This window comes from Erwinia sp. B116 (assembly GCF_002865965.1).
GTDB lineage: Bacteria > Pseudomonadota > Gammaproteobacteria > Enterobacterales > Enterobacteriaceae > Erwinia.
Genome location: NZ_JRZZ01000002.1, coordinates 72,258 through 96,682 on the forward strand (window position 1 = coordinate 72,258; position 24,425 = coordinate 96,682).

General features: G+C 60.3%; 17 protein-coding genes and 1 pseudogene. 13 read left to right on the top strand and 5 right to left on the bottom strand.

The window, feature by feature from the left end:
* Positions 1 to 73: 73 nt before the first annotated feature.
* Complete coding sequence (gene acrD / locus NV64_RS01745; RefSeq protein ID WP_101505189.1) at positions 74 to 3,202, bottom strand: multidrug efflux RND transporter permease AcrD; 3,129 nt, start codon at positions 3,200 to 3,202, stop codon at positions 74 to 76.
* Positions 3,203 to 3,638: 436 nt separating this feature from the next.
* Here acrD and NV64_RS01750 point away from each other — a divergent pair, with 436 nt between their 5' ends.
* From NV64_RS01750 to NV64_RS01765, 4 genes are all read left to right on the top strand, one after another.
* On the top strand, positions 3,639 to 3,914 hold the full coding sequence (locus NV64_RS01750) for a DUF1471 domain-containing protein (protein ID WP_056239054.1): 276 nt from the start codon (positions 3,639 to 3,641) through the stop codon (positions 3,912 to 3,914).
* Positions 3,915 to 4,249: 335 nt separating this feature from the next.
* The gene (gene ansP / locus NV64_RS01755) at positions 4,250 to 5,719 is read left to right on the top strand and encodes an L-asparagine permease (protein ID WP_056239057.1); all 1,470 of its coding nucleotides are present in this window, start codon (positions 4,250 to 4,252) and stop codon (positions 5,717 to 5,719) included.
* Positions 5,720 to 5,828: 109 nt separating this feature from the next.
* Entirely contained in the window at positions 5,829 to 6,407 is a 579-nt protein-coding gene (gene nudK / locus NV64_RS01760) for a GDP-mannose pyrophosphatase NudK (RefSeq protein WP_101505190.1), read from the top strand.
* Positions 6,408 to 6,617: 210 nt separating this feature from the next.
* A complete protein-coding gene (locus NV64_RS01765; RefSeq protein ID WP_101505191.1) occupies positions 6,618 to 7,748 on the top strand; it encodes a DUF1176 domain-containing protein in 1,131 nt (376 codons plus the stop codon).
* 47 nt (positions 7,749 to 7,795) lie between these two features.
* Here NV64_RS01765 and tkt read toward each other — a convergent pair whose 3' ends face one another.
* Both tkt and tal read right to left on the bottom strand, forming a co-directional pair.
* Positions 7,796 to 9,796: a transketolase gene (tkt, locus tag NV64_RS01770; protein ID WP_101505192.1), complete on the bottom strand. Its 2,001-nt coding sequence runs from the start codon at positions 9,794 to 9,796 to the stop codon at positions 7,796 to 7,798.
* A 69-nt stretch (positions 9,797 to 9,865) separates the two neighbouring features.
* On the bottom strand, positions 9,866 to 10,816 hold the full coding sequence (gene tal / locus NV64_RS01775) for a transaldolase (RefSeq protein WP_101505193.1): 951 nt from the start codon (positions 10,814 to 10,816) through the stop codon (positions 9,866 to 9,868).
* A 433-nt stretch (positions 10,817 to 11,249) separates the two neighbouring features.
* On the opposite strand from tal, the gene maeB reads away from it, so the two are divergent.
* Positions 11,250 to 13,529, top strand: a complete 2,280-nt coding sequence (maeB, locus tag NV64_RS01780; RefSeq protein ID WP_056239073.1) for an NADP-dependent oxaloacetate-decarboxylating malate dehydrogenase — start codon at positions 11,250 to 11,252, stop codon at positions 13,527 to 13,529.
* A gap of 98 nt (positions 13,530 to 13,627) precedes the next feature.
* On the opposite strand, the gene hemF is transcribed toward maeB, so the two are convergent.
* Complete coding sequence (hemF, locus tag NV64_RS01785) at positions 13,628 to 14,536, bottom strand: oxygen-dependent coproporphyrinogen oxidase (RefSeq protein ID WP_101505194.1); 909 nt, start codon at positions 14,534 to 14,536, stop codon at positions 13,628 to 13,630.
* A 37-nt stretch (positions 14,537 to 14,573) separates the two neighbouring features.
* Positions 14,574 to 15,449 carry an N-acetylmuramoyl-L-alanine amidase AmiA gene (amiA, locus tag NV64_RS01790; protein WP_101505195.1) on the bottom strand — a complete coding sequence of 292 codons (876 nt, stop codon included), beginning with the start codon at positions 15,447 to 15,449 and terminating at the stop codon, positions 14,574 to 14,576.
* 239 nt (positions 15,450 to 15,688) lie between these two features.
* Between amiA and NV64_RS01795 the strand changes: the two genes are divergently transcribed.
* The 8 genes and pseudogenes from NV64_RS01795 to NV64_RS01830 all read left to right on the top strand — a co-directional run bounded on the left by NV64_RS01795 (position 15,689) and on the right by NV64_RS01830 (position 24,166).
* On the top strand, positions 15,689 to 16,114 hold the full coding sequence (locus tag NV64_RS01795) for a GNAT family acetyltransferase (RefSeq protein ID WP_056239082.1): 426 nt from the start codon (positions 15,689 to 15,691) through the stop codon (positions 16,112 to 16,114).
* Positions 16,115 to 16,364: 250 nt separating this feature from the next.
* Complete coding sequence (locus NV64_RS01800) at positions 16,365 to 16,811, top strand: DUF2919 domain-containing protein (protein WP_101505196.1); 447 nt, start codon at positions 16,365 to 16,367, stop codon at positions 16,809 to 16,811.
* Positions 16,812 to 17,033: 222 nt separating this feature from the next.
* Positions 17,034 to 17,654 carry an RpoE-regulated lipoprotein gene (locus tag NV64_RS01805; RefSeq protein ID WP_101505197.1) on the top strand — a complete coding sequence of 207 codons (621 nt, stop codon included), beginning with the start codon at positions 17,034 to 17,036 and terminating at the stop codon, positions 17,652 to 17,654.
* 644 nt (positions 17,655 to 18,298) lie between these two features.
* Entirely contained in the window at positions 18,299 to 20,245 is a 1,947-nt protein-coding gene (locus NV64_RS01810) for a lipase family protein (RefSeq protein ID WP_233208903.1), read from the top strand.
* A complete protein-coding gene (locus tag NV64_RS01815; protein ID WP_101505198.1) occupies positions 20,242 to 21,009 on the top strand; it encodes a hypothetical protein in 768 nt (255 codons plus the stop codon). Before NV64_RS01810 ends, NV64_RS01815 begins: the two co-directional genes overlap by 4 nt.
* 154 nt (positions 21,010 to 21,163) lie before the next feature.
* Positions 21,164 to 21,397, top strand: a pseudogene (locus NV64_RS23810) (DUF1131 family protein); the annotation flags it as partial.
* 250 nt (positions 21,398 to 21,647) lie between these two features.
* Positions 21,648 to 23,135, top strand: coding sequence for an FGGY-family carbohydrate kinase (locus NV64_RS01825; protein ID WP_101505200.1), 1,488 nt, complete (start codon positions 21,648 to 21,650; stop codon positions 23,133 to 23,135).
* A gap of 2 nt (positions 23,136 to 23,137) precedes the next feature.
* Positions 23,138 to 24,166: a 2-hydroxyacid dehydrogenase gene (locus NV64_RS01830; protein ID WP_101505201.1), complete on the top strand. Its 1,029-nt coding sequence runs from the start codon at positions 23,138 to 23,140 to the stop codon at positions 24,164 to 24,166.
* Positions 24,167 to 24,425: the final 259 nt, after the last annotated feature.

Consider the following 24,425-nt stretch of genomic DNA (forward strand, 5'->3'; position numbering starts at 1 on the left):
ATTCACCTGCTTTATCTTCAGTGACCCGTACAACGAAAGGCAGCCCCCAACGGGCTGCCTTTTTCATTTCCGGTCAGGCTGGTGTGTTTGTACCAGGTTTCGTCTTCAGCGGGAAGCGCCTGCGTACCAGCACAAAGAACAGCGGTACAAAGAAAATCGCCAGCACGGTGGCGGAGATCATCCCGCCCATCACCCCGGTGCCCACCGCGTGCTGGCTGGCCGAACCCGCACCGCTGCTGGTGGCCATCGGCAGCACGCCGAAGATAAATGCCAGCGAGGTCATCAGAATCGGCCGCAGGCGCTGGCGTGAGGCAGCAAGCGTCGACTCCACCAGGTCGTTACCACGGGTGTTCAGCTCGTTGGCAAATTCGACGATCAGAATGGCATTCTTGGCCGACAGGCCGATTACCGTCAGCAGCCCCACCTGGAAGTAGACGTCGTTCTCCAGCCCGCGCAGCCAGGTGGCGACCAGCGCGCCAATCACCCCCAGCGGCACCACCAGCATCACTGAGAACGGAATAGACCAGCTCTCATAGAGCGCCGCCAGGCACAGGAATACCACCAGCAGCGACAGCGCGTAAAGGGCAGGGGCCTGTGCGCCGGTCATCCGTTCCTGCAGCGAGGCGCCTGTCCACTGCAGGCCGATGCCGGTGGGCAGCTTGCTGACCAGCCCCTCCATAACGTCCATCGCCGCGCCGTTGCTGACCCCCGCCGCCGATTCGCCGACGATCTCAAGCGATGAGTAGCCGTTGTAACGCTCCAGCCGCGGCGAGCCGGTCTCCCAGCCCGAGCTGGCAAAGGCGCTGAACGGCACCATCTCGCCGCTGCCGTTACGCACGTACCAGCGGTTAATGTCGTCCGGCAGCATGCGGTACTTCGCCGCTGCCTGCACATAGACCTTCTTCACCCGGCCGCGATCGAGGAAGTCGTTCACATAGGTCGAGCCCCAGCCGGTTTGCAGCGTGTCGTTGATGTCGTCCAGCGACACGCCCAGCGTCTGCGCCTTGCGCTGGTCGATATGGATGCGCAACTGCGGGCTGTCGTCGAGTCCGTTGTGGCGCACGCGGGTCAGCGAGGGATTGTTCTGCGCCATTTCAAGCAGCGTGTCACGCGCGCTCATCAGCGCGTCGTGGCCCAGCCCGCCGTGATCCTGCAGCTCCATATCAAACCCGGCTGAGTTGCCCAGCCCGGTAATCGCCGAAGGGCTGCTGGCGATCACCCGCGCCTCTTTAATCTTTTTAAAGGCGGTGGTGGCGCGTTCGATAATGGCGAACGAGGAGTCGTGCTCGCTGCTGCGCGCTTTCCAGTCGGTCAGGCGCACGAACAGCCGCGCCACGTTCTGGCCGTTGCCGCCGGGGCCGGAGCCGACGGTGGCGAACACCGACACCACGTTGTTTTTCTCTTCGGTCAGGTAGTAATGCTCCACGTCCTGCACCACCTTCAGCGTCTGCTGCATCGTGGAACCCGGGGGCAGCTGTACCTGAGTGGTGAAAATACCGCGATCTTCCAGCGGCAGGAACGATGTCGGCAGGCGCAGGAACAGGAAGGCCATCACGCCGATCAGCGCCAGATAGAGCAGCAGCCAGCGGCCGCCTCTGGCGATGATACGGCCAATGCCGCGCTCGTAGCGTTCGGCGTTGCGGTTAAACACCCGGTTAAACCAGCCGAAGAAACCGCGACGGCCGTGGTGCTGCCCTTTTTCCAGCGGTTTAAGCAGCGTGGCGCACAGCGCCGGGGTGAGGATCATCGCCACCAGCACCGACAGCACCATCGCCGCGACGATGGTGACGGAGAACTGGCGGTAGATCGCCCCGGTGGTGCCGCCAAAGAAGGCCATCGGCACAAACACCGCCGACAGCACCAGCGCGATGCCGACCAGCGCCCCCTGGATCTGCCCCATCGATTTGCGCGTCGCTTCGCGCGGCGACAGCCCCTCTTCGCTCATGATGCGTTCGACATTCTCCACCACCACGATGGCGTCATCCACCAGCAGGCCGATCGCCAGCACCATGGCGAACATGGTCAGGGTGTTGATGCTGTAGCCAAAGGTGTAGAGCACGCCGAAGGTGCCGAGCAGCACCACCGGCACGGCGATAGTCGGGATCAGCGTGGCGCGGAAGTTCTGCAGGAACAGGTACATCACCAGGAACACCAGCAATACCGCTTCAAACAGGGTTTTGACCACGTCCTCGATCGACGCTTTTACAAACGGCGTGGTCTCAAAGGCGATTTTGGCTTCCAGGCCGTGCGGGAAGAAACGGGAAAGCTCGTCGAGGCGTGCGCGCACCAGCGTATCGGTCTGCAACTCGTTGGCGCCGGAGGCCAGCTTAACGCCAAGGCCGGAGGCCGCCAGGCCGTTGTAGCGGCTGAGGTAGTCATACTTCTCCGCCCCCAGCTCCACCTGCGCCACCTGGCCTAAGGTTACCACCGAGCCATCGGTATTGACCTTAAGCGTGATGTCGCGGAACTGCTGCGGGGTCTGCAGCAGCGACTGGGAGTTGACGGTGGCGTTCAGCGCCTGGCGGTCGACTGAGGGCAGGCCGCCGAGCTGGCCGACCGCCACCTGGCTGTTCTGCGACTCAATGGCGCTGACCACGTCGGCGGTGGTCAGCGCGAAGTTAATCAGCTTGTTCGGATCGAGCCAGATGCGCATGGCGTACTGGGAACCGTAGGCGTCCACCTGGCCAACGCCGTCAATACGGCTCAGCGGATCCTGAATATTACTGGCGACGTAGTCGGAAATATCCTGCTTATCCATGCTGCCGTCGGTGGAGACAAAGGCCACCATCAGGATATTGCTGTCGCCGGTCTTGTTCACCGTCACCCCCTGCGACTGCACGGCCTGCGGCAGTTTGCGCAGCGCGCTCTGCAGCTGGTTCTGCACCTGCTGGCGCGCCTCGTCGGGGTTAGTGCCGGCGGTGAAGGTCAGGGTGATGGTGGCCTGGCCGGTATTACTGCTCTGCGACGACATATACATCAGGTTGTCGATGCCGGTCATGTTCTGTTCAATGACCTGAGTCACGGTGTTTTCCAGCGTTTCCGCCGAGGCGCCGGGATAGTTAGCGGTAATTCGTACGTTTGGCGGAGCGAGGTCCGGGTACTGTTCCACCGGCAGAGACATCACTGCCAGCCCGCCGGTCAGGCACATCAGAATCGCCAGCACCCAGGCAAATATCGGGCGATCGATAAAAAAGTTGGCCATTATCAGGCTCCGCTGCTGATAGTCAGAATTACTAAAGAAAGCCGCCGTTTTTATGTGGCGTGGTGGTCATTCATCGCGGAGCAAATTTATCAGTTTATTCAACAGACTCCGTCAGCATAACACTGTAGACGCAGCGGCAGCACGAATCGTGGAGAAAATGAGGAGAATGTGTAAATTCACCTCGCTGAAACGGGGGCGTTTTTTACCTTAACGCCGCTCGCAGAGCGGCAGAACGTGCTGTAACGCCGCCGAACCGGCTGACCTGCCACCGACAGGTGTTACCAGAGCAATATCTGCTTACATCCATGCTGATTTACCACAATTGCTGACGTTTGCTGGCAAAACTCGCACCGCTTTTTACCATCGCCGAACGCTGCTTTTCACTGAAAAGTGAATAATCAATCCCGTAACGTTCAAACACCCTGAGGAGCACCAGATGAAAAAAACACTCCCGATACTGTTGGCGGCCACTTTGCTGGCTGGCACCTCGTTTACCACTTTAGCAGCGACCCAGGTCAATGGCAGCCAGGCCACTAGCCTGCAAAGCATCGGCAGCGTGCAGGTCTCTGGCGTCAGAGGCACTCTGGATGACGCCACCCATCAGCTGGCGAAGAAAGCCGATGCGCTCGGCGCCAGCCACTACCGTGTGGTCAGCGCGGACACCCCCGGTGATTCCAGCCTGTGGAGCGGCACCGCTGAAATCTATCGTTAATTTGTGTTAATCCCGTCCAGTACCCCTATCCCTGTAGTAGTCCCTTAGTGATTTCACTGTCCGGCCGCAATATGTGGCCGGTTTTTTTATGCGTAAACGGACAAAAATCACAAAACCTCACGAATTACCCGGCGGATATTTTGCGTCACCTCCACAGAACGGTTAGGATGCATCGCCGCAATTTCCTGGGATTTGTAAATCGTCCTGACGATAAAACCAGGCATATTGTTCAGACTTGCAGCAGTCAACGCAAACGTTTGTATGGCACATAAAAAAAACAGGATTACCCAGGACAGGTAACCGCATCACTTGTGGACAGGACAATAGGGTCAAATATGAAAGCAGATCACAATGCCGGCGCGGACACCCGTGCGGCGAAAAGACGTTGGTTAAACTCCCACGATACCGGCTATAAAAAGGCGATGGACAATCGCCACGTGCAGATGATCGCGATCGGCGGTGCCATCGGTACCGGCCTGTTCCTTGGTGCCGGTGGCCGTCTGCAGGCCGCCGGTCCGGCGCTGGCGCTGGTCTATTTAGTCTGCGGTATCTTCTCGTTCTTTATTCTGCGCGCGCTGGGTGAGCTGGTGCTGCACCGCCCAACCAGCGGCAGTTTTGTCTCTTACTCCCGTGAATTCCTCGGTGAAAAAGCCTCCTATGTGGCCGGCTGGATGTACTTCGTTAACTGGGCGATGACCGGTATCGTTGATATCACCGCCGTTGCGCTCTATATGCACTACTGGGGCGCGTTTGGCGATGTGCCGCAGTGGGTGTTTGCGCTGGGCGCGCTGGCGATCGTCGGCACCATGAACATGATCGGCGTGAAGTGGTTCGCCGAAATGGAGTTCTGGTTCGCGCTAATCAAAGTAGCGGCGATCGTGATCTTCCTGGTGGTCGGCGTGGTGTTCCTCGGCAGCGGTAAAACGCTGGACGGTAACGCCACCGGCTTCCACCTGATCACTGATAACGGCGGTATGTTCCCGAACGGTCTGCTGCCGGCGCTGGTGCTGGTGCAGGGCGTGGTGTTTGCGTTCGCCTCAATCGAGATGGTCGGTACCGCCGCCGGCGAGTGTAAAGACCCGAAAACCATGCTGCCGAAGGCGATCAACAGTGTGATCTGGCGTATCGGCCTGTTCTACGTCGGTTCTGTGGTGCTGCTGGTGCTGCTGCTGCCGTGGAATGCCTACCAGGCCGGTCAGAGTCCGTTTGTTACCTTCTTCACTAAACTGGGCGTGCCTTACGCGGGCAGCATCATGAACATCGTGGTACTCAGCGCCGCGCTCTCCAGCCTGAACTCCGGCCTGTACGTTACCGGCCGTATTCTGCGTTCGATGTCGATGGGCGGCTCTGCGCCAAAAAGCATGTCGAAGATGAGCAAACAGCACGTGCCCTATGTCGGCATTCTGGTCACCGTTGGCGTTTACATCATCGGTGTTTACCTGAACTATATCGTGCCTTCCAGCGTGTTTGAGATTGTGCTGAACGTGGCGGCGCTGGGGATTATCTCCTCCTGGGCGTTTATCGTGGTCTGCCAGATGCGCCTGCGTAAGGCAATTAAAGAGGGGAAAGCGGAAGAGGTGAGCTTCAAAATGCCTTTCGCGCCGTTTACCTCGTGGCTGACCCTGCTGTTCCTGGTCAGCGTACTGGTGCTGATGGCGTTCGACTACCCGAACGGCACCTACACCATCGCCTCTATCCCGCTGCTGGCGGTGATGCTGGTGATTGGCTGGTTCGCGGTGCGTAAGCGTGTCCACTCGCTGAGCGAAGAGCAGCACGCGGCGGCTGACGAAGAGATGAACCGCTAAGACGTTACAGCGTCAGACGGGGCAGGCGACTGCCCCGTCTGTTTCAGATAGCGTTCCCGCAGCAAGCTGTCTAAAATGACAGGCTCCCGAAAAATGCCAGGAGCCCCTCATGTCCGCCAGAATCGACCTCATCAAAAACAAAATCCTCTCTGAAAACTGGTTCGTTCTGCGTAACTACACCTACGATCTGACGGCGAAAGATGGCGCCACGCTGCGTCATAAACGCGAAGTGTACGATCGCGGCAACGGCGCGACGATCCTGCTCTACAACCGTGAAAAAAACAGCGTGGTGCTGACGCGCCAGTTCCGCATTGCCACCTGGGTGAACGGTAATCCGAGCGGGATGCTGATTGAGGCCTGCGCCGGGCTGCTGGACGACGACTCACCCGAAACCTGTATCCGCAAAGAGGCAGTTGAAGAGACCGGCTACGCGGTGGGCGAGGTGGAAAAACTGTTTGAGCTGTATATGTCGCCGGGCGGCGTCACCGAGCTTATCCACTTCTTTGCCGCCGAATACAGCGATGCGCAGCGCGCCAGCGCGGGCGGCGGCGTCGACGATGAGGATATCGACGTGCTGGAGCTGACCTTTCCGCAGGCGTGGGCGATGGTTAAAGATGGCCGTATTCAGGATGGCAAAACCGTCACCCTGCTGCAGCATGCGCTGCTGGCAGGCTGGCTGCACCTCTGAACTTTTTAATTACGCTGGTGGCGGGTGGGCTAACGCCTGTAACCCTGTCAGCCTGCCAGCACCCGCCTCTGTAATTGTTCAGTTATCGATAAGAGAGGGCAAGAGTGTGATGCGCTCTGCGCTCTGGCCCACAGTCCGATAAATCCGATTGAGGCCACTGCCGCTTGCCGCGATGATGGGCGTTTACCCTCGCCGGAGGTGATACGCGCCATGTTCAGCACTTCAGGGATCGCACAACTCGTGGCTTTGCGTGGCGTCTGGCTCGGCCTGGCACCGCTGTTCTGCATCGCCAGCCTGCAGGCGGAGCCGCTGCAGAAGATCTTCGCCGACTGGCAAATCACCTGTAATAACCTGAACACCTGTGAAGTGCGCAGTTTCCCCGCCAGTAACGGCCTGGTGATGCAGCTGACGCGCGATGCCGGCGAGGATGACCGGCCGCGGCTGAGCATTGATTATGGCAATCGCGACAGCGGTGAACGGCCGGGCGGCACGTTGCAGGACAATCTGCTGCTGGACGGCAAGCGCCTGAAGCCCGATCTCAAAAACTGGCAGGTCACCGCCCACCACTGGTCCACCGCTGATGCCATCGCCATTGAAGAGTTTCTGCAGCAGGTGCGGGATGCCGATAACCTGCAGCTGCTGTATCGCCCGCAGGCGGCGATCTCCCTGCACGGACTGAAGGCGGCGCTGCTGCTGATGGATGAAGTGCAGGGGCGGGTGAAGAGTGGCAGCGCGTGGGTCGCTTCCGGTGCGGGGGACGTCAGCGATCTTCCGCCGCCGCCCGACGTGCCACAGATTTCCTCCGCGCCGCGTCCGCCACGCGCGCTGAGCGGCCGGGAAAGCCGCCAGCTGCTGGATTACGCCAGCTGGCATCTGGATAACGACCTCTGTTCGCTCGATCCGCTGCGTCGCGAAAGCCAGGTAGCCCCGCTCAGTGATAATAAAGCCCTGCTGTTGGTCAGCTGTGAAATGGGGGCTTACAACCTGATTTATCTCGCCTTTGAGGTCAACCGTCAGCCGCCGTTTATTGCCCGATTGCTGACGCTGACGCTGCCCTTTGTGCCCTCCGGCGCTTCCGGCCGCCAGCTGGAGCTGGTGAACGCCGAATTTGATGCCGCCCGCGGTGAGCTACAGACCTTCAGTAAAACCCGTGGGCTGGGGGATTGCGGCGTCGCCACACGCTGGCAGTACGACGGCCATCAGTTCCGTCTGGCGGAGTACGCGCAACAAAGCCTGTGTGACGGCTGGAACGGTAGCGAACGCTGGCCGACGCTGTGGGTAACGCAGCGCGCTGAGGCGGCGGCGGCGGGCACGGTTGAAATGCTGGCGCAGGGACAGTAACAAAAAAGCCCCCGCGAACGGGGGCCTGAAACGGGTGGTTAACAGGGTTAGTGCGGTTTGAGCAGGGCTTCAGCGTGGCTAACGATATTCTCCACCGTAAAGCCAAATTCCGGGAACAGTTTTTCCGCCGGGGCTGATTCACCAAAACCGGTCATGCCGACGATCGCACCGTTCAGCCCGACGTACTTATACCAGTAGTCGGCAATACCGGCCTCCACCGCCACCCGCGCGCTTACGCCTGCCGGCAGCACCGACTCTTTATAGGCGGCATCCTGCGCGTCAAACAGGTCGGTGGACGGCATCGACACCACCCGCACCCGATGGCCGCTGGCCTGCAGCTTCGCCGCCGCGCCAAGGGTGATTTCCACCTCGGAACCGGTGGCGATCAGGATCACCTCCGGCGTGCCGTCGCTCTCCTGCAGCACGTAAGCGCCGCGTGAGATATCGGCCAGCTGCTGCGCGCTGCGCGGCGGCTGCGCCAGGTTCTGCCTGGAGAGGATCAGCGCGGTTGGTCCGTGATGGCGCTCTACCGCGTGCTTCCACGCTACCGCCGTTTCCACCTGATCGCACGGACGCCAGACGCTCATATTCGGCGTAACGCGCAGGCTGGCCAGCTGCTCCACCGGCTGGTGGGTCGGCCCGTCTTCCCCCAGACCAATCGAGTCGTGGGTATAGACCATAATCTGCCGCGCCTTCATCAGCGCCGCCATGCGCACCGCGTTACGGGCGTATTCGACAAACATCAGGAAGGTGGCGGTGTAGGGCACAAAGCCGCCGTGATGGGCGAGGCCGTTGGCAATCGCGGTCATGCCGAATTCACGTACGCCGTAGTGAATATAGTTACCGGCCGGATCCTCTTTAATCGGGGTCGACTTCGACCAGAGCGTCAGGTTGCTCGGTGCCAGGTCGGCGGAGCCGCCCAGCAGCTCCGGCAGCAGCGGGCCGTAGGCTTCCAGCGCATTTTGCGACGCCTTACGACTGGCGATTTTCTGCGGATTAGCCTGCAGCCGTTCGATATACTTTTGCGTCTCCTGCTGCCAGTTCTCCGGCAGGCCTCCGTTCATGCGGCGGGTGTACTCGGCGGCCAGTTCGGGGTGGGCGGCCCGATAGGCATTCAGCTTCTCCTGCCATGCCTGCTCGGCTTTGGCACCGGCTTCTTTCGCATCCCACTGACGATAAATCTCTTTCGGGATCTCAAACGGCGGGTGGTTCCAGCCCAGCTGTTTACGCGCCAGCGCCACTTCCTCATCGCCCAGCGGTGCGCCGTGCGCCTCCTCTTTGCCGGCCTTGTTCGGCGAACCAAAGCCGATCACCGTACGGCAGATAATCAGCGACGGTTTATCGGTGACGCTCTGCGCCTCTTTAATCGCGCGGCTGATGGCGTCAGGATCGTGGCCGTCAATCTCGTGCACCACGTGCCAGTGGTAGGCTTCAAAGCGCTTCGCGGTATCGTCGGTAAACCAGCCCTCGGTTTCACCGTCGATTGAGATGCCGTTGTGATCGTAGAAGCCGATCAGCTTGCCCAGCCCCAGCGTACCGGCCAGCGAACTGACCTCGTGGGAGATCCCCTCCATCAGGCAGCCGTCACCCATAAACACGTAGGTAAAGTGATCGACAATCTCATGATTCGGGCGGTTAAACTGCGCAGCCAGCGTGCGTTCGGCAATCGCCAGCCCGACGGCGTTAGCCAGCCCCTGGCCCAGCGGACCGGTGGTGGTTTCCACGCCCGGCGTATAGCCCAGCTCCGGGTGGCCCGGCGTTTTCGAGTGCAGCTGGCGGAAGTTTTTCAGCTCGTTAATCGGCAGATCGTAGCCGCTGAGGTGCAGCAGGCTGTAAAGCAGCATCGAGGCGTGGCCGTTAGAGAGGATAAAGCGGTCACGATCGGCCCATGCCGGGTTGTTCGGGTTGTGGTGCAGGAATTCGCGCCACAGCACTTCGGCGATGTCGGCCATGCCCATTGGGGCACCCGGGTGGCCGGATTTGGCTTTTTGTACCGCGTCCATACTTAAGGCGCGGATGGCGTTGGCCAGTTCTCTGCGTGAAGACATAAGGTTCTCCATGACGTGTGGGTCGGGCAGGTCGGTGACCCGCCCGAAGAGGAGGTGAAATCGAGGGAGTTACAACCGGGCGGCCAGCACGTCTTCCAGCTTCTGCTGGTCGCTGGCGAAATTACGGATGCCGTCGGAAAGTTTTTCCACCGCCATCGGGTCCTGATTGTGCAGCCAGCGGAATTCGGCTTCCGTCAGGGCTTTCGGCGGGTTCAGCACGTTGGTGGACGGGGTCAGTTTACGCTCAACCGGCGCGTTGCTGGCCTGCAGCTCTTTCAGCAGGTCCGGGGAGATCGTCAGGCGGTCGCAGCCAGCCAGGGCCAGAATCTGCTCCACCTTGCGGAAGCTGGCACCCATGATCACCGTGTTGTAGCGGTGCTGTTTGTAATACTCGTAAATGTTACGCACCGACACCACGCCCGGATCTTCATCCACCACATACGGGTCGAGCGGCTTGCGGCTGTTGTACCAGTCGTAAATACGGCCGACAAACGGCGAGATGAGGAAAACGCCTGCTTCGGCGCAGGCGCGCGCCTGCGCCATTGAGAACAGCAGCGTCAGGTTACACTGAATGCCGTTCTTCTCCAGCTCCTCCGCCGCTTTGATCCCCTCCCAGGTAGAGGCCAGCTTGATCAGAATGCGCGAGCGCGGAATGCCGTTCTCTTCGTACATCCGCACCAGCTTCTCGGCTTTGGTCACGCACATGCCGCGGTCAAAGGAGAGGCGCGCATCCACCTCGGTAGAGACGCGTCCGGGTACGCTTTTCAGGATCTCCATACCGAGGTTGATGGCGACTTTATCGCTGGCGTTGATGATCTGCGTCTCTTTGCTGCCACCCTGCCGTTTGGCATAGTCGATGGCATCGGTAATCAGGTGCTTGTAGGAGTCAAGACCGGAAGCTTTGAGAATCAGCGACGGGTTAGTGGTCGCGTCTTCAGGATGGTAGTTACGAATCGATTCGATATCGCCACTGTCAGCCACCACGGTGGTGAATTGTTTCAGTGCGTCTAACTGGTTCATCGGTTTTAAGCTCCTTGTAAAGCGCATCAGTCTCGGGATAAACAATGTGGGGGGATCACAGTGCAACAGGCGCAGCACAATAGAAATACGCTTTCTCTGATTGTTGCAATGGGTCAGCCCAATGGTGCTTTGCACCGGCTACAGGGAGGCAAAAGCACTCCACCATGCCACGTGGCGGTCACCCTGTTTTGTTGAACAGTGCCGGCCAGAACACGTGCGGCGCGGCGTTATCTCAGCAACATCGGCGACGAAGCCACCATAAAGCATAGCAGATGAGGAAAATCGCGTGACGGGGAAGGTGGAATGCCTGGGGGTTAATGGTAACGTGCGGTAACAGGGGGTAATGCCGTTTTTTTGCACTGCTTCAAGTTTTTACGTGTTATCGCCCCTCTATACTGACTGGTCAAACCTCGCCAAAGAAAAGGAACTGCGAATGGACGACCAGTTAAAACAGAGCGCGCTTGATTTCCACCAGTATCCGGTGCCGGGAAAAATCCAGGTGTCTCCCACCAAGCCGCTGGCAACCCAGCGAGACCTGGCTCTTGCGTACTCCCCCGGCGTGGCGGCACCCTGCCTGGAGATCGCCGCCGATCCTCAGGCGGCGGACAAGTACACCGCGCGCGGCAATCTGGTGGCGGTGATCTCCAACGGCACCGCGGTGCTCGGACTCGGTAATATCGGCGCGCTGGCCAGCAAACCGGTCATGGAAGGCAAAGGGGTGCTGTTTAAGAAGTTTGCCGGTATCGACGTGTTTGATATTGAAGTGGATGAGCTGGACCCGGACCGGCTGATTGAGGTGGTGGCGGCGCTGGAGCCAACCTTTGGCGGCATCAATCTGGAAGATATCAAAGCGCCCGAATGCTTCTATATCGAGCAGAAGCTGCGCGAACGAATGAAAATTCCGGTATTTCACGACGACCAGCACGGTACGGCAATTATCTGTACCGCGGCGGTGCTCAACGGCCTGCGGGTGGTGAATAAACAGATTGCCGATGTGCGGCTGGTGGTCTCCGGTGCCGGGGCCTCGGCGATAGCCTGCCTCAATCTGCTGGTGGCGCTGGGTATGCAGACGCGCAACATCGTGGTCTGCGATTCGAAAGGGGTGATTTACCAGGGGCGCGAGGCCAGTATGGAGCGCACCAAGGCGGCCTACGCGGTGGCGGACAGCGGCAAGCGCACGCTGGATGAGGTGATCGACGGGGCGGATATTTTCCTCGGCTGCTCCGGACCGCGGGTGATGACCCCGGAGATGGTGAAAAAAATGGCGCGCGACCCGCTGATCCTTGCGCTGGCCAACCCGGAACCGGAGATCCTGCCGCCGCTGGCTAAGGCGGTTCGCCCGGATGCGATTATCTGTACCGGCCGTTCCGACTTCCCGAATCAGGTCAACAACGTGCTCTGTTTCCCGTTTATCTTCCGCGGCGCGCTGGACGTGGGCGCCACGGCGATTAACGAAGAGATGAAGCTGGCGGCGGTGCACGCCATCGCCGAGCTGGCGCTGGCCGAACAGAGCGAGGTGGTGGCCTCTGCTTACGGCGATCAGGAGCTGAGCTTTGGCCCCGAGTACCTGATCCCGAAACCCTTTGATCCACGGCTGATCGTACAGATCGCCCCGGCGGTGGCAAAGGCGGCGATGGACTCCGGCGTGGCGCGGCGGCCAATTGCGGACTTTGACGCCTACCGCGAGAAGCTGACCGAGTTCGTCTACAAAACCAACCTGTTTATGAAGCCGGTGTTCTCGCAGGCGCGTAAGGATCCGAAGCGGGTGGTGCTGGCGGAGGGCGAAGAGGCGCGGGTGCTGCATGCCACCCAGGAGCTGGTCAGCCTCGGGCTGGCGAAGCCGATCCTGATCGGCCGCCCGAGCGTGATCGAGATGCGCATGCAGAAGCTTGGCCTGAAATTTGAGCTGGGGAAAGACGTGGAGGTGGTGAACAACGAATCCGACCCGCGTTTTAAAGAGTACTGGAATGAGTACTACCAGATTATGAAACGCCGTGGCGTCTCACCGCAGGAGGCACAGCGCGCGGTGATCGGCAATCCGACGCTGATCGGCGCGATTATGGTCCATCGCGGCGAAGCGGATGCGCTGATCTGCGGCACCGTCGGCGACTACCGGCAGCACTATGAGATCGTTGAAAAGCTGTTTGGTTTCCGCAATCAGGCCGGGGTGGCCGGGGCGATGAATGCGCTTGAGCTGCCGAGCGGCAACACCTTTATTGCCGATACCTACGTCAATGAGGACCCAACGCCGGAACAGCTGGCGGAGCTGACGCTGCTGGCGGCGGAGACCGTGCGCCGCTTTGGGATTGAGCCGAAGGTGGCGCTGCTGTCGCACTCCAGCTTTGGTTCATCGAACGCGCCGGCGGCGCGCAAGATGCGTGAAACGCTGGCGCTGGTGAAGGCGCGTGCGCCGGATCTGGAAATTGACGGTGAGATGCACGGCGATGCGGCGCTGGTGGAGAGCATCCGCCACGACCTGATGCCGGACAGCCCGCTGAAAGGCTCGGCCAACCTGCTGATCATGCCAAACGTCGAGGCGGCGCGCATCAGCTACAACCTGCTGCGCGTCTCGTGCTCGGACGGCGTGACGGTCGGCCCGGTGCTGATGGGCATTGCCAAACCGGTCCACGTGCTGACGCCGATCTCCTCGGTCAGGCGCATCATCAATATGGTGGCGCTGGCGGTGGTCGAAGCGCAAACCTCCCCGCTGTAAAGCCGACGGCCGGGGCCCGCCCGGCCGTTTATTTACCTCACCGTGCCGGCCGCAACCGGCGGTGAGGGGAATTCATCGTTTTTCATGGCGAAACAGACTTAAATCCAGTTTTTTACCGGCAGGAAGTCGCTATACAGGGCGGCTTCCGGGCTGCCCGCTTCCGGCTGATAGTCATACTCCCAGCGCACCAGCGGCGGCATCGACATCAGAATCGACTCGGTGCGCCCGCCGGTCTGCAGGCCAAACAGCGTGCCGCGATCCCACACCAGGTTGAACTCAACGTAGCGGCCGCGGCGGTAAAGCTGGAACTGCCGCTCGCGCTCGCCCCACGGCAGCGCTTTACGCCGCTCGACGATCGGCAGATAGGCGTCGAGGAAGCCGTTGCCCACCGCCTGCATAAAGCCGAAGCTGGTATCGAAATCCGGGGTGTTCAGGTCATCGAAGAACAGCCCGCCGATGCCGCGCTGCTCGTTACGGTGTCTGAGCAGAAAGTAGTCGTCGCACCACTTTTTATAGCGAGGGTAAACGTCGTCGCCAAACGGCTGACAGAGATTGAAGGCGGTCTGATGCCAGTGCACCGCATCCTGTTCAAAGCCGTAGAATGGCGTCAGGTCGAAGCCGCCGCCGAACCACCACACCGGATCGGCACCCGGCTTTTCGGCGATAAAGAAGCGCACGTTGGCGTGGCTGGTCGGTACATACGGGTTTTCCGGGTGGATCACCAGCGACACGCCGAGCGCTTCAAAACTGCGGCCCGCCAGCTCCGGACGGTGCGCGGTCGCCGACGCTGGCATCGACTCGCCGTAGACGTGCGAGAAGTTGACGCCGGCCTGCTCAAACAGGCTTCCCTGACGCAGCACGCGGCTGCGCCCGCCGCCGCCGCCCGGACGCTGCCAGCTGTCCTCTTCAAAACGGCCGCTGCCGTCGGCCTGAGCCAGCTGCTGGCAAATATTATCCTGCAGCGTGAGCAGAAACTGTTTAACCTGGGCGATATCCGGTGCGTTCATGAAGTGACCTTATAGCGAGAGACGCGCGGATTATACCTCAGCCGGTGCGGCGGCTGGCATCATACTCATTAAAAAAGCTGACGATACCGTCGGCGATCGCCGCGGCAATCTTCTGACGGAAGGCGGTGGTGCCGAGCAGCCGTTCCTCCGCCGGGTTAGTGATAAACGAGGTCTCCACCAGCACCGAGGGGATTGACGGCGACTTCAGCACCGCGAAGGCCGCCTGTTCGGTGTGCTGGCTGTGCAGGTGGTGTACCGGACGGATCTGGCCGAGCACGTGTTTGCCGAGGATCAGGCTGTTCTTAATGGTGTCGGTCTGCACCAGGTCAAACAGCACCTGCTGCAGATAGTGATCCTTAGCTGCCACCTGCGCGCCGCCAATCTCATCGGCGGCGTTCTCTTTCTGCGACAGGTAGCGCGCCATGGTACTGCTAGCGCCGCGGTTGGAGAGGGCAAACACCGACGCGCCGTTGGCCGTCGGGCTGGTAAAGCCGTCGGCGTGGACCGACATAAACAGGTCGGCACCGTGCTGGTGGGCGATCTCCACCCGTTCACCCAGCGGGATAAAGTGGTCGGTTTCACGGGTCAGCCGCACCTCAATACGCGGATGATTGCTCAGCCGCTGGCGGATGTGGTTGGCGATCTCCAGCACCACGTGCTTTTCCTCCGAACCTTCATGGCCGACCGCCCCGGAGTCAATACCGCCGTGGCCGGGGTCGATCATCACGATTTTTTTGCTGCCTGCCGGGCGCGGCGGCGGGCTGGCCGGCGTTTTACGCTGCGGCTGGCCGACGTGCAGGGTGACATCCTCCTCACGTGCGCTGGCGTTGCGGCCGAACAGCGCCAGCGCCAGCCCGGAAAGCAGCAGCTGGCGGCGGGTGGTCAGCGGCGTCAGCCTGGAAATCATTTTCATAGCAGCATCCTGAATGGCGCGTTGGCGGTAAGTAGGTACGAATGGATCCGTTAATGGCAGCTGTTATAGCGTAACAATCCGTGCGCCGCGAGACGGGAACTGTTTCAGACTTTTAAGCTTTATTTCAAGGTAATACCTCAGGGATTAAGGTTTTTTTGCCACCGGCGGCGTTACAGGGGTTGCACGCGTGAAATAATGCGTGATAATCAGCAAATTGTGCTTAAGGTCAGGGTAATTCCATGGAAATCCGCGCTTTCCGCCAGGAAGATATTGAAGAAGTGATCACGCTCTGGGAGCGTTGCGATCTGTTACGGCCGTGGAACGATCCGGAAATGGATATTGAGCGTAAGCTGAATCACGACCCCGACCTGTTTCTGGTGGCGGTGGTCGGCGGCGAAATTGTTGGCACGCTGATGGGTGGCTACGACGGCCATCGCGGGTCTGCCTACTATCTCGGCGTGCATCCGGACTATCAGGGGCGCGGCTTTGCCAACGCGCTGATCAACCGGCTGGAGAAGAAGCTGATCGCACGCGGTTGCCCGAAAATTCACGTGATGGTGCGGGAAGAGAACGATGCGGTAGTCGGCTTCTACGAGAAGCTGGAGTATGAAACCGTCGACAGCATGCTGCTCGGCAAACGGCTGATCGAAGACCGCGAGTATTGATCGCTTACGCGGGATGCCCTGATTCAGCCCTGAGAAAGATCGCGCCGGCTGTGCCGAAGCGCCTGCTGGTGCCGCCGGAGCAATGCTCACGATGGAGAGGGGCCATGTCGTATAAATGTTGCTGATGATGACGGTGCCGGCGTGGCAAAACTCCTGCTAAAAATGACAGGGCCATCGCAGCCTTACACGTGCCCAAGATGGCACTGTTGCCGCAATTGACATATTTGATGATGATAATAACCGTACCGCCGTGAATTACTCCCCCGATGATTACGATAATAAAGGCCAGCTGCGCCTGCCGCTGAGCTTCTGGGCGATCCTGCTGCTGCAGGCCCGCACCTGGGTGCTGTTTGTGGTGGCCGGTGCCTCACGTCAGCAGGGGGCCAGCCTGCTGGAGCTGTTCTATCCGGATACCCACGCCTTCTGGCTGGGGCTGGCGCTGGGGCTGCCCGCCGCCGCCGGCCTGCTGTTGACCGGCTATCGCCAGCGGCTGCCGCGCCTGTGGCAGGCGTGGCGTTGGGTGCTGTGCGCCACGCTGCTGGTGATGCTGGCGCTGCAGGCTGCGTTGCTGTGGCAGGGGGATGAACCGCCGTCGCCGCCGGTTATCGGCGTGATGCTGCTGGACGTGCTGGCACTCTGCGCATTACTGTGGCAGCGCCGCCTGCGCGACTGCTTCGATCCGCTGGAAAATCAGTAATTTTGCACTGCTAAACCCTGCGCAGCCGGGCTGGCAGAGCCGGTGAGCGGTACCCTTAACCACCGTATCGTCGGAGCCGTATCTCCGCATCCGGGCCACAGGCCGTCTGTAAACAGGGGGGATGATGGCCCGGTTTATGCGCGATCCTTTGCCGTCTAAACTTTTTCAGCGTTCTGCACTCCAAGCACCGGAAGCTGTGAATACTGAAAATCAGGAGTTGTTATGAAAAATTCTCGTCCGGCGCTGTTAATCGCCACGCTGCTGCTGGCGGGCTGCGCCGGTTCCTCTGCGCCCGCTGACTCTGCCAGCTCATCGACCTGGTGGAATCCGATCTCCTGGTCGTGGTCCAGCCTGTCGCCAACCCACTGGTTTGGCTCGTCGCTGCAGGTGACCGAAGCGGGCGTCGGTGAGGTCACCGGCAGCACCGCCATGACCGAAGCCGCCATCGGTAAAGGGCTGGACGGCAACTACGGCCTGCGCCAGGGAATGCGCAGCGAGGGCGGCAACGTGGTGTCGTTCTGGCAGGCGATTAACGGCGATAAGCAGGTGAAAATAGAGCTGAGCGGGCAGGGTACGGTAAGCCGCATTGACGTCAGCGACGCCGGGGTGAAAACCGCCGGCGGCGTCAGCATCGGCACGCCGTTCAGCGACCTCTACGGCAAAGCCTTTGGCGCCTGCCGCAAAGGCCAGGGCGCGGACGGCGACGGTGTCGAGTGTAAAGCGCCGGGCAGCGAGCATATCAGCTACCTGTTCAGCGGCGAATGGCACGGCCCGGAAGGGCTGATGCCGGCGGACGATACGCTGAAAAGCTGGAAAATCAGCAAGATTATCTGGCGTAGATAAGGCGCTAATCGTAACGGGCCAGTATGTGGAGAGGTGCAGCCATCATTGCTGCGGATGTTGCTCCTGCTGGCCCCACATCTGCCGTAATTTCACCGTGACCGACCCCTCACGCGCGCGCACTGCGCTCCCTCCTGAGAAAACGTGTCATCGCAGTTATCCCGCCGCGGGTAGCCGTTGCCCTTTGCTATCCTGCCGACAAAATATTTAATCGCAATTAAGCCGCCATTTTCTGACGATCTTGCGGTCATTGCTCTCACCTGTAATACAGACGCGTGAATAAAGCTGAATTCGCGCTATAAGCCGCTGTCTGTCAACGGACGTTCGGGTTTGCTCGCCTCTGTTCCCGATGTTAGCAACGTGGATTAGCCATTTAGAGGTTAAGCATCTTGTGGACTCACATTGACGGAACGGTTTTGTGCAAGGTGTGTGTTTCCCCTCTATGTCAGGGTTGTTGACGTCTAATAGGTTTGGGTTAAGTTTTGCCTGATGTATGATCGACCGGTATTTAACCAGAGAAATTAAAAGGATTTAAAACTATGGCAGACGAGACAGACAATACGACAGTGACCTGTCTGAGTCACAAGATGAAGTACAAAGAAGTCCCTTGTGGCAGGCAACTGAAACACTGACTGGAGTTGCAGTTTGTGGATGAGAACAACAACCCGGTTTCCGGCCTGAACGTGCAGTTGGAATACCATCCGCTGGCCACGGCGGCAGAAATGGCGATGTTGAGGCGGGGTGGCGACACCCGGTTCGATCCCACACCGCCGCCTAATCCGCCCGCTGGCGTCACCGACAGCCAGGGGCTAGTGCGGTTCGATGACCTGTACTGGCTGGCCGTTGACGTGAAAATGGACGGGCAACAGCTGGCCGATGAAATGGAGCAGCGCCCGCTGGGTATCAGGCGTAACCCGAACAGCCAGCCGGTGAGTGGTAATGCCTTTCGGCGGGAGACGCGGGACAAAAGCTGGCGCACGGACGTGCAGGAGAAGGCGGAGGCCGCCGGATACCGGCATCACTATGTGACCATCGGGGAGCTGTGCGACCGGTTACCGGAGATGCCGGGCTGGGACTCGCCTGAGCCACCGGTGTTCCATTTTCCGCCCGGAAAGTCGCTGAAAGGGACGAAAATTGCGCGGGATGCGCTGGAGCAGCGCCACGTGATTGAGGTCTGCCCGTTCCGGGCGTGGGTGCTGCCCCTGCACGACACAAAGGACTATGACCTGGCGAACGCGCTGAACCTCGGCATCATGGCCGACCTTGTGTATGCCGCCGAGGCGAAGGACCCGACCATCGATTATTTTTTCCGGCAGAAGTGCCTGGATCTGTCCTGCATCCCGCAGTTTGCCGAGTATCCGTCTTACTTTCACACACTGGCGGTGGATGTACCGTTCCGGGAGCGCTACCAGCCTCCTGTCTACATGAATACTGGGGTGGGGGCAACGGGGGAAGGTGATGCCCGCCTGTTTACGGTGGAATGCGGGGCGCACGTACTGGTTGCCTGGTGCGGTACCGACACTCTGCTGAATATCCTGACTGATTTGTCCTTCGCACCGAAGCGGTGTCTGCCGGAGCTGGCTGGGGCGGGCAACGTGCACGGTGGTTTTCTGGAAGCCTGGCAACTGGCTAAACGGAAGTTCGGGGATAAGCTTGACGCTGTTAAGACTGGTTTAGGTATGAGAAAGAAGCTGTTCGTCTGCGGTCACAGTCTGGGCGGGGCGCTGGCGCTCCTGTATGCCGCCGAGATGAAAGCCTTTAACCCCGTGCTGTACACCTACGGAATGCCGCGGACCTTCACCCGCGCGGCGATCGCCTCTCTGGATGGCATCACGCACTTCCGTCACGTCAACGACAATGACACGATCACGCAGATCCCGCCGGATGCCGATCTTGATAACGCGTTTTACAGGTCATGGGGGCCCCTGGGCGACAAACTGGGGTTTGACTGGTCACTGACTACGGCCGCCGGACTCAGTGTGGCGGTGCGGGACCTAACGTTCCAGTCGACAGGGCTTGTGGAGAAAAAAGACCCGTACTGGCACCATGGCAGTACGGTGATATTTTTCCGGGCGCAGCAGTGCGCGATGCGGGCCGCCAGTCCGAACCAGAAAAGCCTGGTCGACGGGCAGGTCTATACCCGGCATTTTGTGGCCACCAGGCTGTATGTCGTGCCGTCCCTGAATGAAGAGTGCCTGAAATCCTCCGCTGAGCATCAGGCAGCGTTTATCCAGTGCCTGAACCCGGCCAGCCTGGCAAAGACCTTTCCGCAGAATACTAATCCGGCGCTGAACGGCATCGGAACCGACCCCCGCAGCCACTCGATGGCGCACCGCTACCTGCCCTATATTCACAATCAGGTGCTGGAGCTGGCCGATCCGGGCAGGGAGATGCACCGGAAAGAGATGCGGGTCATGTTCCGGGATCAGGTTGAGAGGGGCGCGGCCTACAGCAATTCGGATGAGGTTGAACGTAACCGCGAATTTCTGGCACTTCAGGACATGCTGCCGGTGGCGCTGAGGCGGACAGAGGCAGATGAGACCGGGAAAAATGCCCTGCTGCGTTTTTGCGGCGGTAACGGAGGAAGAAGTTGAACTTTCTCAGTAAAACCACCGTCATCGCGTCAGCTGTGATGCTGCTTTCCGGGTGTGATAACCGCCCTGACAGGACGCTCTCCCCCCCGTCTGGCGCAAAGTGGGTGGATGTGACTTTCCGTGTCCCGGAGGGGATAACGCTGCAGCCCGCCGAGCTGCTTTACCGTTCGGCGCAGTGCAAATCAGTCCGCTATAACTCAAGCAGTGAACCGCATGATATTCCGGGCTATAACGATGTTGAACGGCCATTCGGTGCGCCCGATGGCAACAATGTCCGGCGTCTGCGGATCGCCGTGGATGGTGGCGGCCCGTGCCAGTGGCAGCTGAACTCGCTGAGGGTGAGCTTCAGAATTGCGGACGATGTTCCACTGGTGAAGGGGAAAGAGGTTATCGATACCAGTTATATCTTCGATTTCGGTGACTACGGACTCAGTGACGGTTACGGGACCGGGCTGGCCAAAGCATTCAGCGGGGTGCGGCAGGAACTGAAAACAGACTTTTTCCCTATTGTCTCTAATCACATCGACAATACGGCCAGCTTGAAGTTTTTTGGGGGGGAGACCGGAGCAGAAAGGTGGCGCAGACGTTTTAGTCTAAGTAATACACGATATATAGCTATAGAACCTGCTGTTCATCTTATGAAAGTTGTTGTATTAAATCCGCCTGATCATCCAGGCGATCTGACAGCAACTTATCCTGATGGTAGCAGTGAAGATGTACCGAATATTTTCCCTGATTATGACAAGTTGCTGTCAATGAAATAGGCGATCTATATACCTAATAAAGAAGGATTTTCTTGAGATCCTTTTTTTACTTCCAGCCGCTGACTCCCCCAGCGCCTCGACCTGGTGGAATCCGATCTCCTGGTCGTGGTCCAGCCTGTCGCTGACCCACTGGTTTGGCTCGTCGCTGCAGGTGAGCGAAGCCGGCGTCAGCATCGGCACGCCGTTCAGCGACCTCTACGGCAAAGCCTTTGGCGCCTGCCGCAAAGGCCAGGGCGCGGACGGCGACGGCGTCGAGTGTAAAGCGCCGGGCAGCGAGCACATCAGCTACCTGTTCAGCGGCGAATGGCACGGCCCGGAAGGGCTGATGCCGGCGGACGATACGCTGAAAAGCTGGAAAATCAGCAAGATTATCTGGCGTAAAGGATAAATATTTAATCGCAGTCATGCCGCCATTTTCTGACGATCTGGCGGTAATTACTCTGGCCTGTAATACAGACGCGGGAATAAAGCTGAATTCGCGCTATAAGACGCTGTCTGTCAGCGGACGTTCGGGTTTGCCCGCCTCTGTTCCCGGTGTTAGCATCACAGATTAGCCATTTAGACGTCTATTTCTGCCCGCCGCATTGCCGCCTGTAGGCCGTAAGCGGGAGCCGGGCAGCGTGAACAGGTGCTGACCTATGGATTTTTATCTCGGCATTGATATTGGCACCTCGCGGGTCAAATCGGTGCTGTTTGACGCTGACTTCAACGCCGTGGCCAGCGTGGCGGAAAATACCGCCCCTGACCTGTCGGCCAGCGGCCATGCCGAGCAGGATATGCAGCTGATGCTGGATTCGGTGCTGCGCACCCTTAGCGAGGTAGCGCGTTCACCGCTGCTGGCGCAGGGGCATATCGCGGCGATCGGGCTGGCCGGCCAGGGCGAGGGCGTCTGGCTGAGCGACGCCGACGGCAATCCGGTTGGGCCGGGTATGCTGTGGAGCGATACGCGCAGCGCCGGATTGATGCACGAACTGCTGCAGCGGCCGGGCCTTGACCGGCGGCTGTTTGCCGAAACAGGCACCCACCTGCAGCCGTGCAACAGCAGCCTGCAGCTGCACTGGCTGGCGCGTTATCAGCCGGAGCGGCTGGCGGCGGCGCGCTATGTCTTCTGCGCCAAAGACTGGGTGCGCTTCCGCCTGACCGGGGTGGCGGCGCTGGAGCTGACCGATGCCAGCGCCTCGCTGCTCGATCAGCAGGCCGGTACGCTCTCCACGCTGATGCTCGACGAGCTGGGCCTCAGCCACCTGCGCGATAAGTTTCCGCCGCTGCTGGCGGCGGACGCCCCGGCGGGTGCGCTGACCGCTGAAATGGCGCAACGCTGCGGCCTGCCGGCGGGCATTGCGGTGGCCGCCGGCGCGCTGGACGTCAGCAGCGCGGCGCTGGGCTGCGGGGCGGTGCACAACGGCGACATCTACACCATTCTGGGCACTACCTGCTGCACCGGCATCGTCTGCACCAGTCGCGAGACGGTCAGCGACGGCACGCGTTTTGTCGGCAGCACCGAGGCGGGCAGCTTTATCAACCTGTTCCCGATGCAGGCGGGCACGCCGAACATCGACTGGCTGCGCCAGCAGATCGCGCTGACGCCGGACCTGCAGCAGCTGGAGGTTGAGATAGCAGGCGTAGCGCCCGGCAGTAACGGCGTGTTCTGGCAGCCCTACCTCAATGGCGAACGCGCCCCGTTCTACAGCCCGACCGCCCGCGCCGGCTACTTTGGCATCGGCCAGCACACCACCCGCGCCGAACTGCAGCGCGCGGTGTTTGAAGGGCTGGCTTACGCGATCGTCGACTCGCTGCAGGAGTACCCGTCCGGTGGCGAACTCTACCTGACCGGCGGCGGCGCGGCCTCGGCCACCTGGCTGCAGATCATCGCCGACTGCACCGGCAGAACGGTGATCGCCAGCGAATTCAACGAACTGAGCGCGCGCGGCGCGGCGCTGCTGGCCGCGCGTAGCGTTGGCGCACTGCGTCAGGTGCCGCCGGTGGCACAGACGCGTTATCAACCCGACCCTAATGCGCACGCCTGTTACCGGGAGCTGTTCCCGGTCTACCGGCTGCTGCGCGACCAGCTGCAGCCGGTGTGGCAGGCACGCCACCAGGCCCTGCAACGTTTAAAGGAATCATAATAATGAAGATCGTGTTTACCGCCGAGTACGCCGGTGATTTACAGGCGTTTCGCCAGCTGGGAGAGCTGGTGGTGGACGGCTGGGCCATCGGCAAGCCGAAGTTTGCGCCGCAACAGCTGATCGCGCTGGCGCACGACGCTGACGTTATCGTCACCAGTTACGATAACGTCACCGCCGAGGTGATTGCCGCCTGCCCGCAGCTGAAGGTGATTGCCTGTACCCGCGCTAATCCGGTGAATATCGATACCGCCGCCGCCAAAGCGCGCGGTATTAAGGTGCTGTTCACCCCCGGCCGCAACGCCGATGCTGCCGCCGAGCTGACCTTTGGTCTGATGCTGGCGCTGGTACGTCATATTCCACAGGCGCATGCGGCGCTGAAGCGCGGTGACTTCACCCGAGATGCGCAGCAGGAGCAGCAGACGTCGGCCGGGTTGAAGCGCGACGTGGTGTGGGACGTGACGCCGGAAAGCCCGTATGAAGTGTTTAAGGGCAGCGAGCTGCGTAATAAAACCCTCGGTCTGATCGGCTACGGCAATATCGGCCGCCGGGTGGCGCGTATCGCCCGTGCGTTTGGCATGGCGATTCTGGTGGTGGATCCGTTTGTGGCGGCGGAGGAGATTAACGAGCCGGGGCTGCAGAAGACCACGCTGGACGCGCTGTTCCGAGAGGCGGATATCGTCAGCCTGCATCTGAGCAGCGGCGCGCACAGCGACGGTCTGGTGAACGCCGCGCTGTTGGGCAGTATGAAGCCGGGGGCGCTGCTGATTAATACCTCGCGGGCGGCGGTGGTGGTAGAAGCCGATCTGATCGACGCACTGCGCAAGGGGCCGTTGGGCGGTGCGGCGCTGGACGTTTATCATCAGGAGCCGCTGTGGCGCGATCATCCGTTCGTTAGCGAGCTGGAAAACGTGATTATCACGCCCCATATTGCCGGTGCGACCCGCGAGAGCATTGAAAAGCACACCGCGATGATCGCCGCCGATTTGCAGCGCTTTGTGGCGGGGGAGCCGCTGCTGTATCAGTGGAAGTGACACGGTTAGCGCTGGTGGGGTGCGGGTCGCTTCAGGTTGGGGGCCTGGTTTAAGTGAGAGCGGCTTCAGGGCCGGCCGCTTTGAGGTTGGGTGTCTGGTTTAAATGATAGTGGCTTTGGGGCAGGGGCGCTTTGAGGTCGGGTGCAGGGCTTAATCGGGGTTATCCGGAACGCGGACACGCTGTAAACACGTCCGTGTGCGCTCGGCGGCGCGCGTCCCTGCGCGCCGACGGTCCGCTAACCCGGATAACCCCGATTGC

Excerpts from the sequence above, each read along its gene's own strand:
- acrD (WP_101505189.1), bottom strand. The coding sequence starts at position 3,202 with ATGGCCAACTTTTTTATCGATCGCCCGATATTTGCCTGGGTGCTGGCG.
- NV64_RS01750 (WP_056239054.1), top strand. The coding sequence starts at position 3,639 with ATGAAAAAAACACTCCCGATACTGTTGGCGGCCACTTTGCTGGCTGGC.
- ansP (WP_056239057.1), top strand. The coding sequence starts at position 4,250 with ATGAAAGCAGATCACAATGCCGGCGCGGACACCCGTGCGGCGAAAAGA.
- nudK (WP_101505190.1), top strand. The coding sequence starts at position 5,829 with ATGTCCGCCAGAATCGACCTCATCAAAAACAAAATCCTCTCTGAAAAC.
- NV64_RS01765 (WP_101505191.1), top strand. The coding sequence starts at position 6,618 with ATGTTCAGCACTTCAGGGATCGCACAACTCGTGGCTTTGCGTGGCGTC.
- tkt (WP_101505192.1), bottom strand. The coding sequence starts at position 9,796 with ATGTCTTCACGCAGAGAACTGGCCAACGCCATCCGCGCCTTAAGTATG.
- tal (WP_101505193.1), bottom strand. The coding sequence starts at position 10,816 with ATGAACCAGTTAGACGCACTGAAACAATTCACCACCGTGGTGGCTGAC.
- maeB (WP_056239073.1), top strand. The coding sequence starts at position 11,250 with ATGGACGACCAGTTAAAACAGAGCGCGCTTGATTTCCACCAGTATCCG.
- hemF (WP_101505194.1), bottom strand. The coding sequence starts at position 14,536 with ATGAACGCACCGGATATCGCCCAGGTTAAACAGTTTCTGCTCACGCTG.
- amiA (WP_101505195.1), bottom strand. The coding sequence starts at position 15,449 with ATGAAAATGATTTCCAGGCTGACGCCGCTGACCACCCGCCGCCAGCTG.
- NV64_RS01795 (WP_056239082.1), top strand. The coding sequence starts at position 15,689 with ATGGAAATCCGCGCTTTCCGCCAGGAAGATATTGAAGAAGTGATCACG.
- NV64_RS01805 (WP_101505197.1), top strand. The coding sequence starts at position 17,034 with ATGAAAAATTCTCGTCCGGCGCTGTTAATCGCCACGCTGCTGCTGGCG.
- NV64_RS01825 (WP_101505200.1), top strand. The coding sequence starts at position 21,648 with ATGGATTTTTATCTCGGCATTGATATTGGCACCTCGCGGGTCAAATCG.
- NV64_RS01830 (WP_101505201.1), top strand. The coding sequence starts at position 23,138 with ATGAAGATCGTGTTTACCGCCGAGTACGCCGGTGATTTACAGGCGTTT.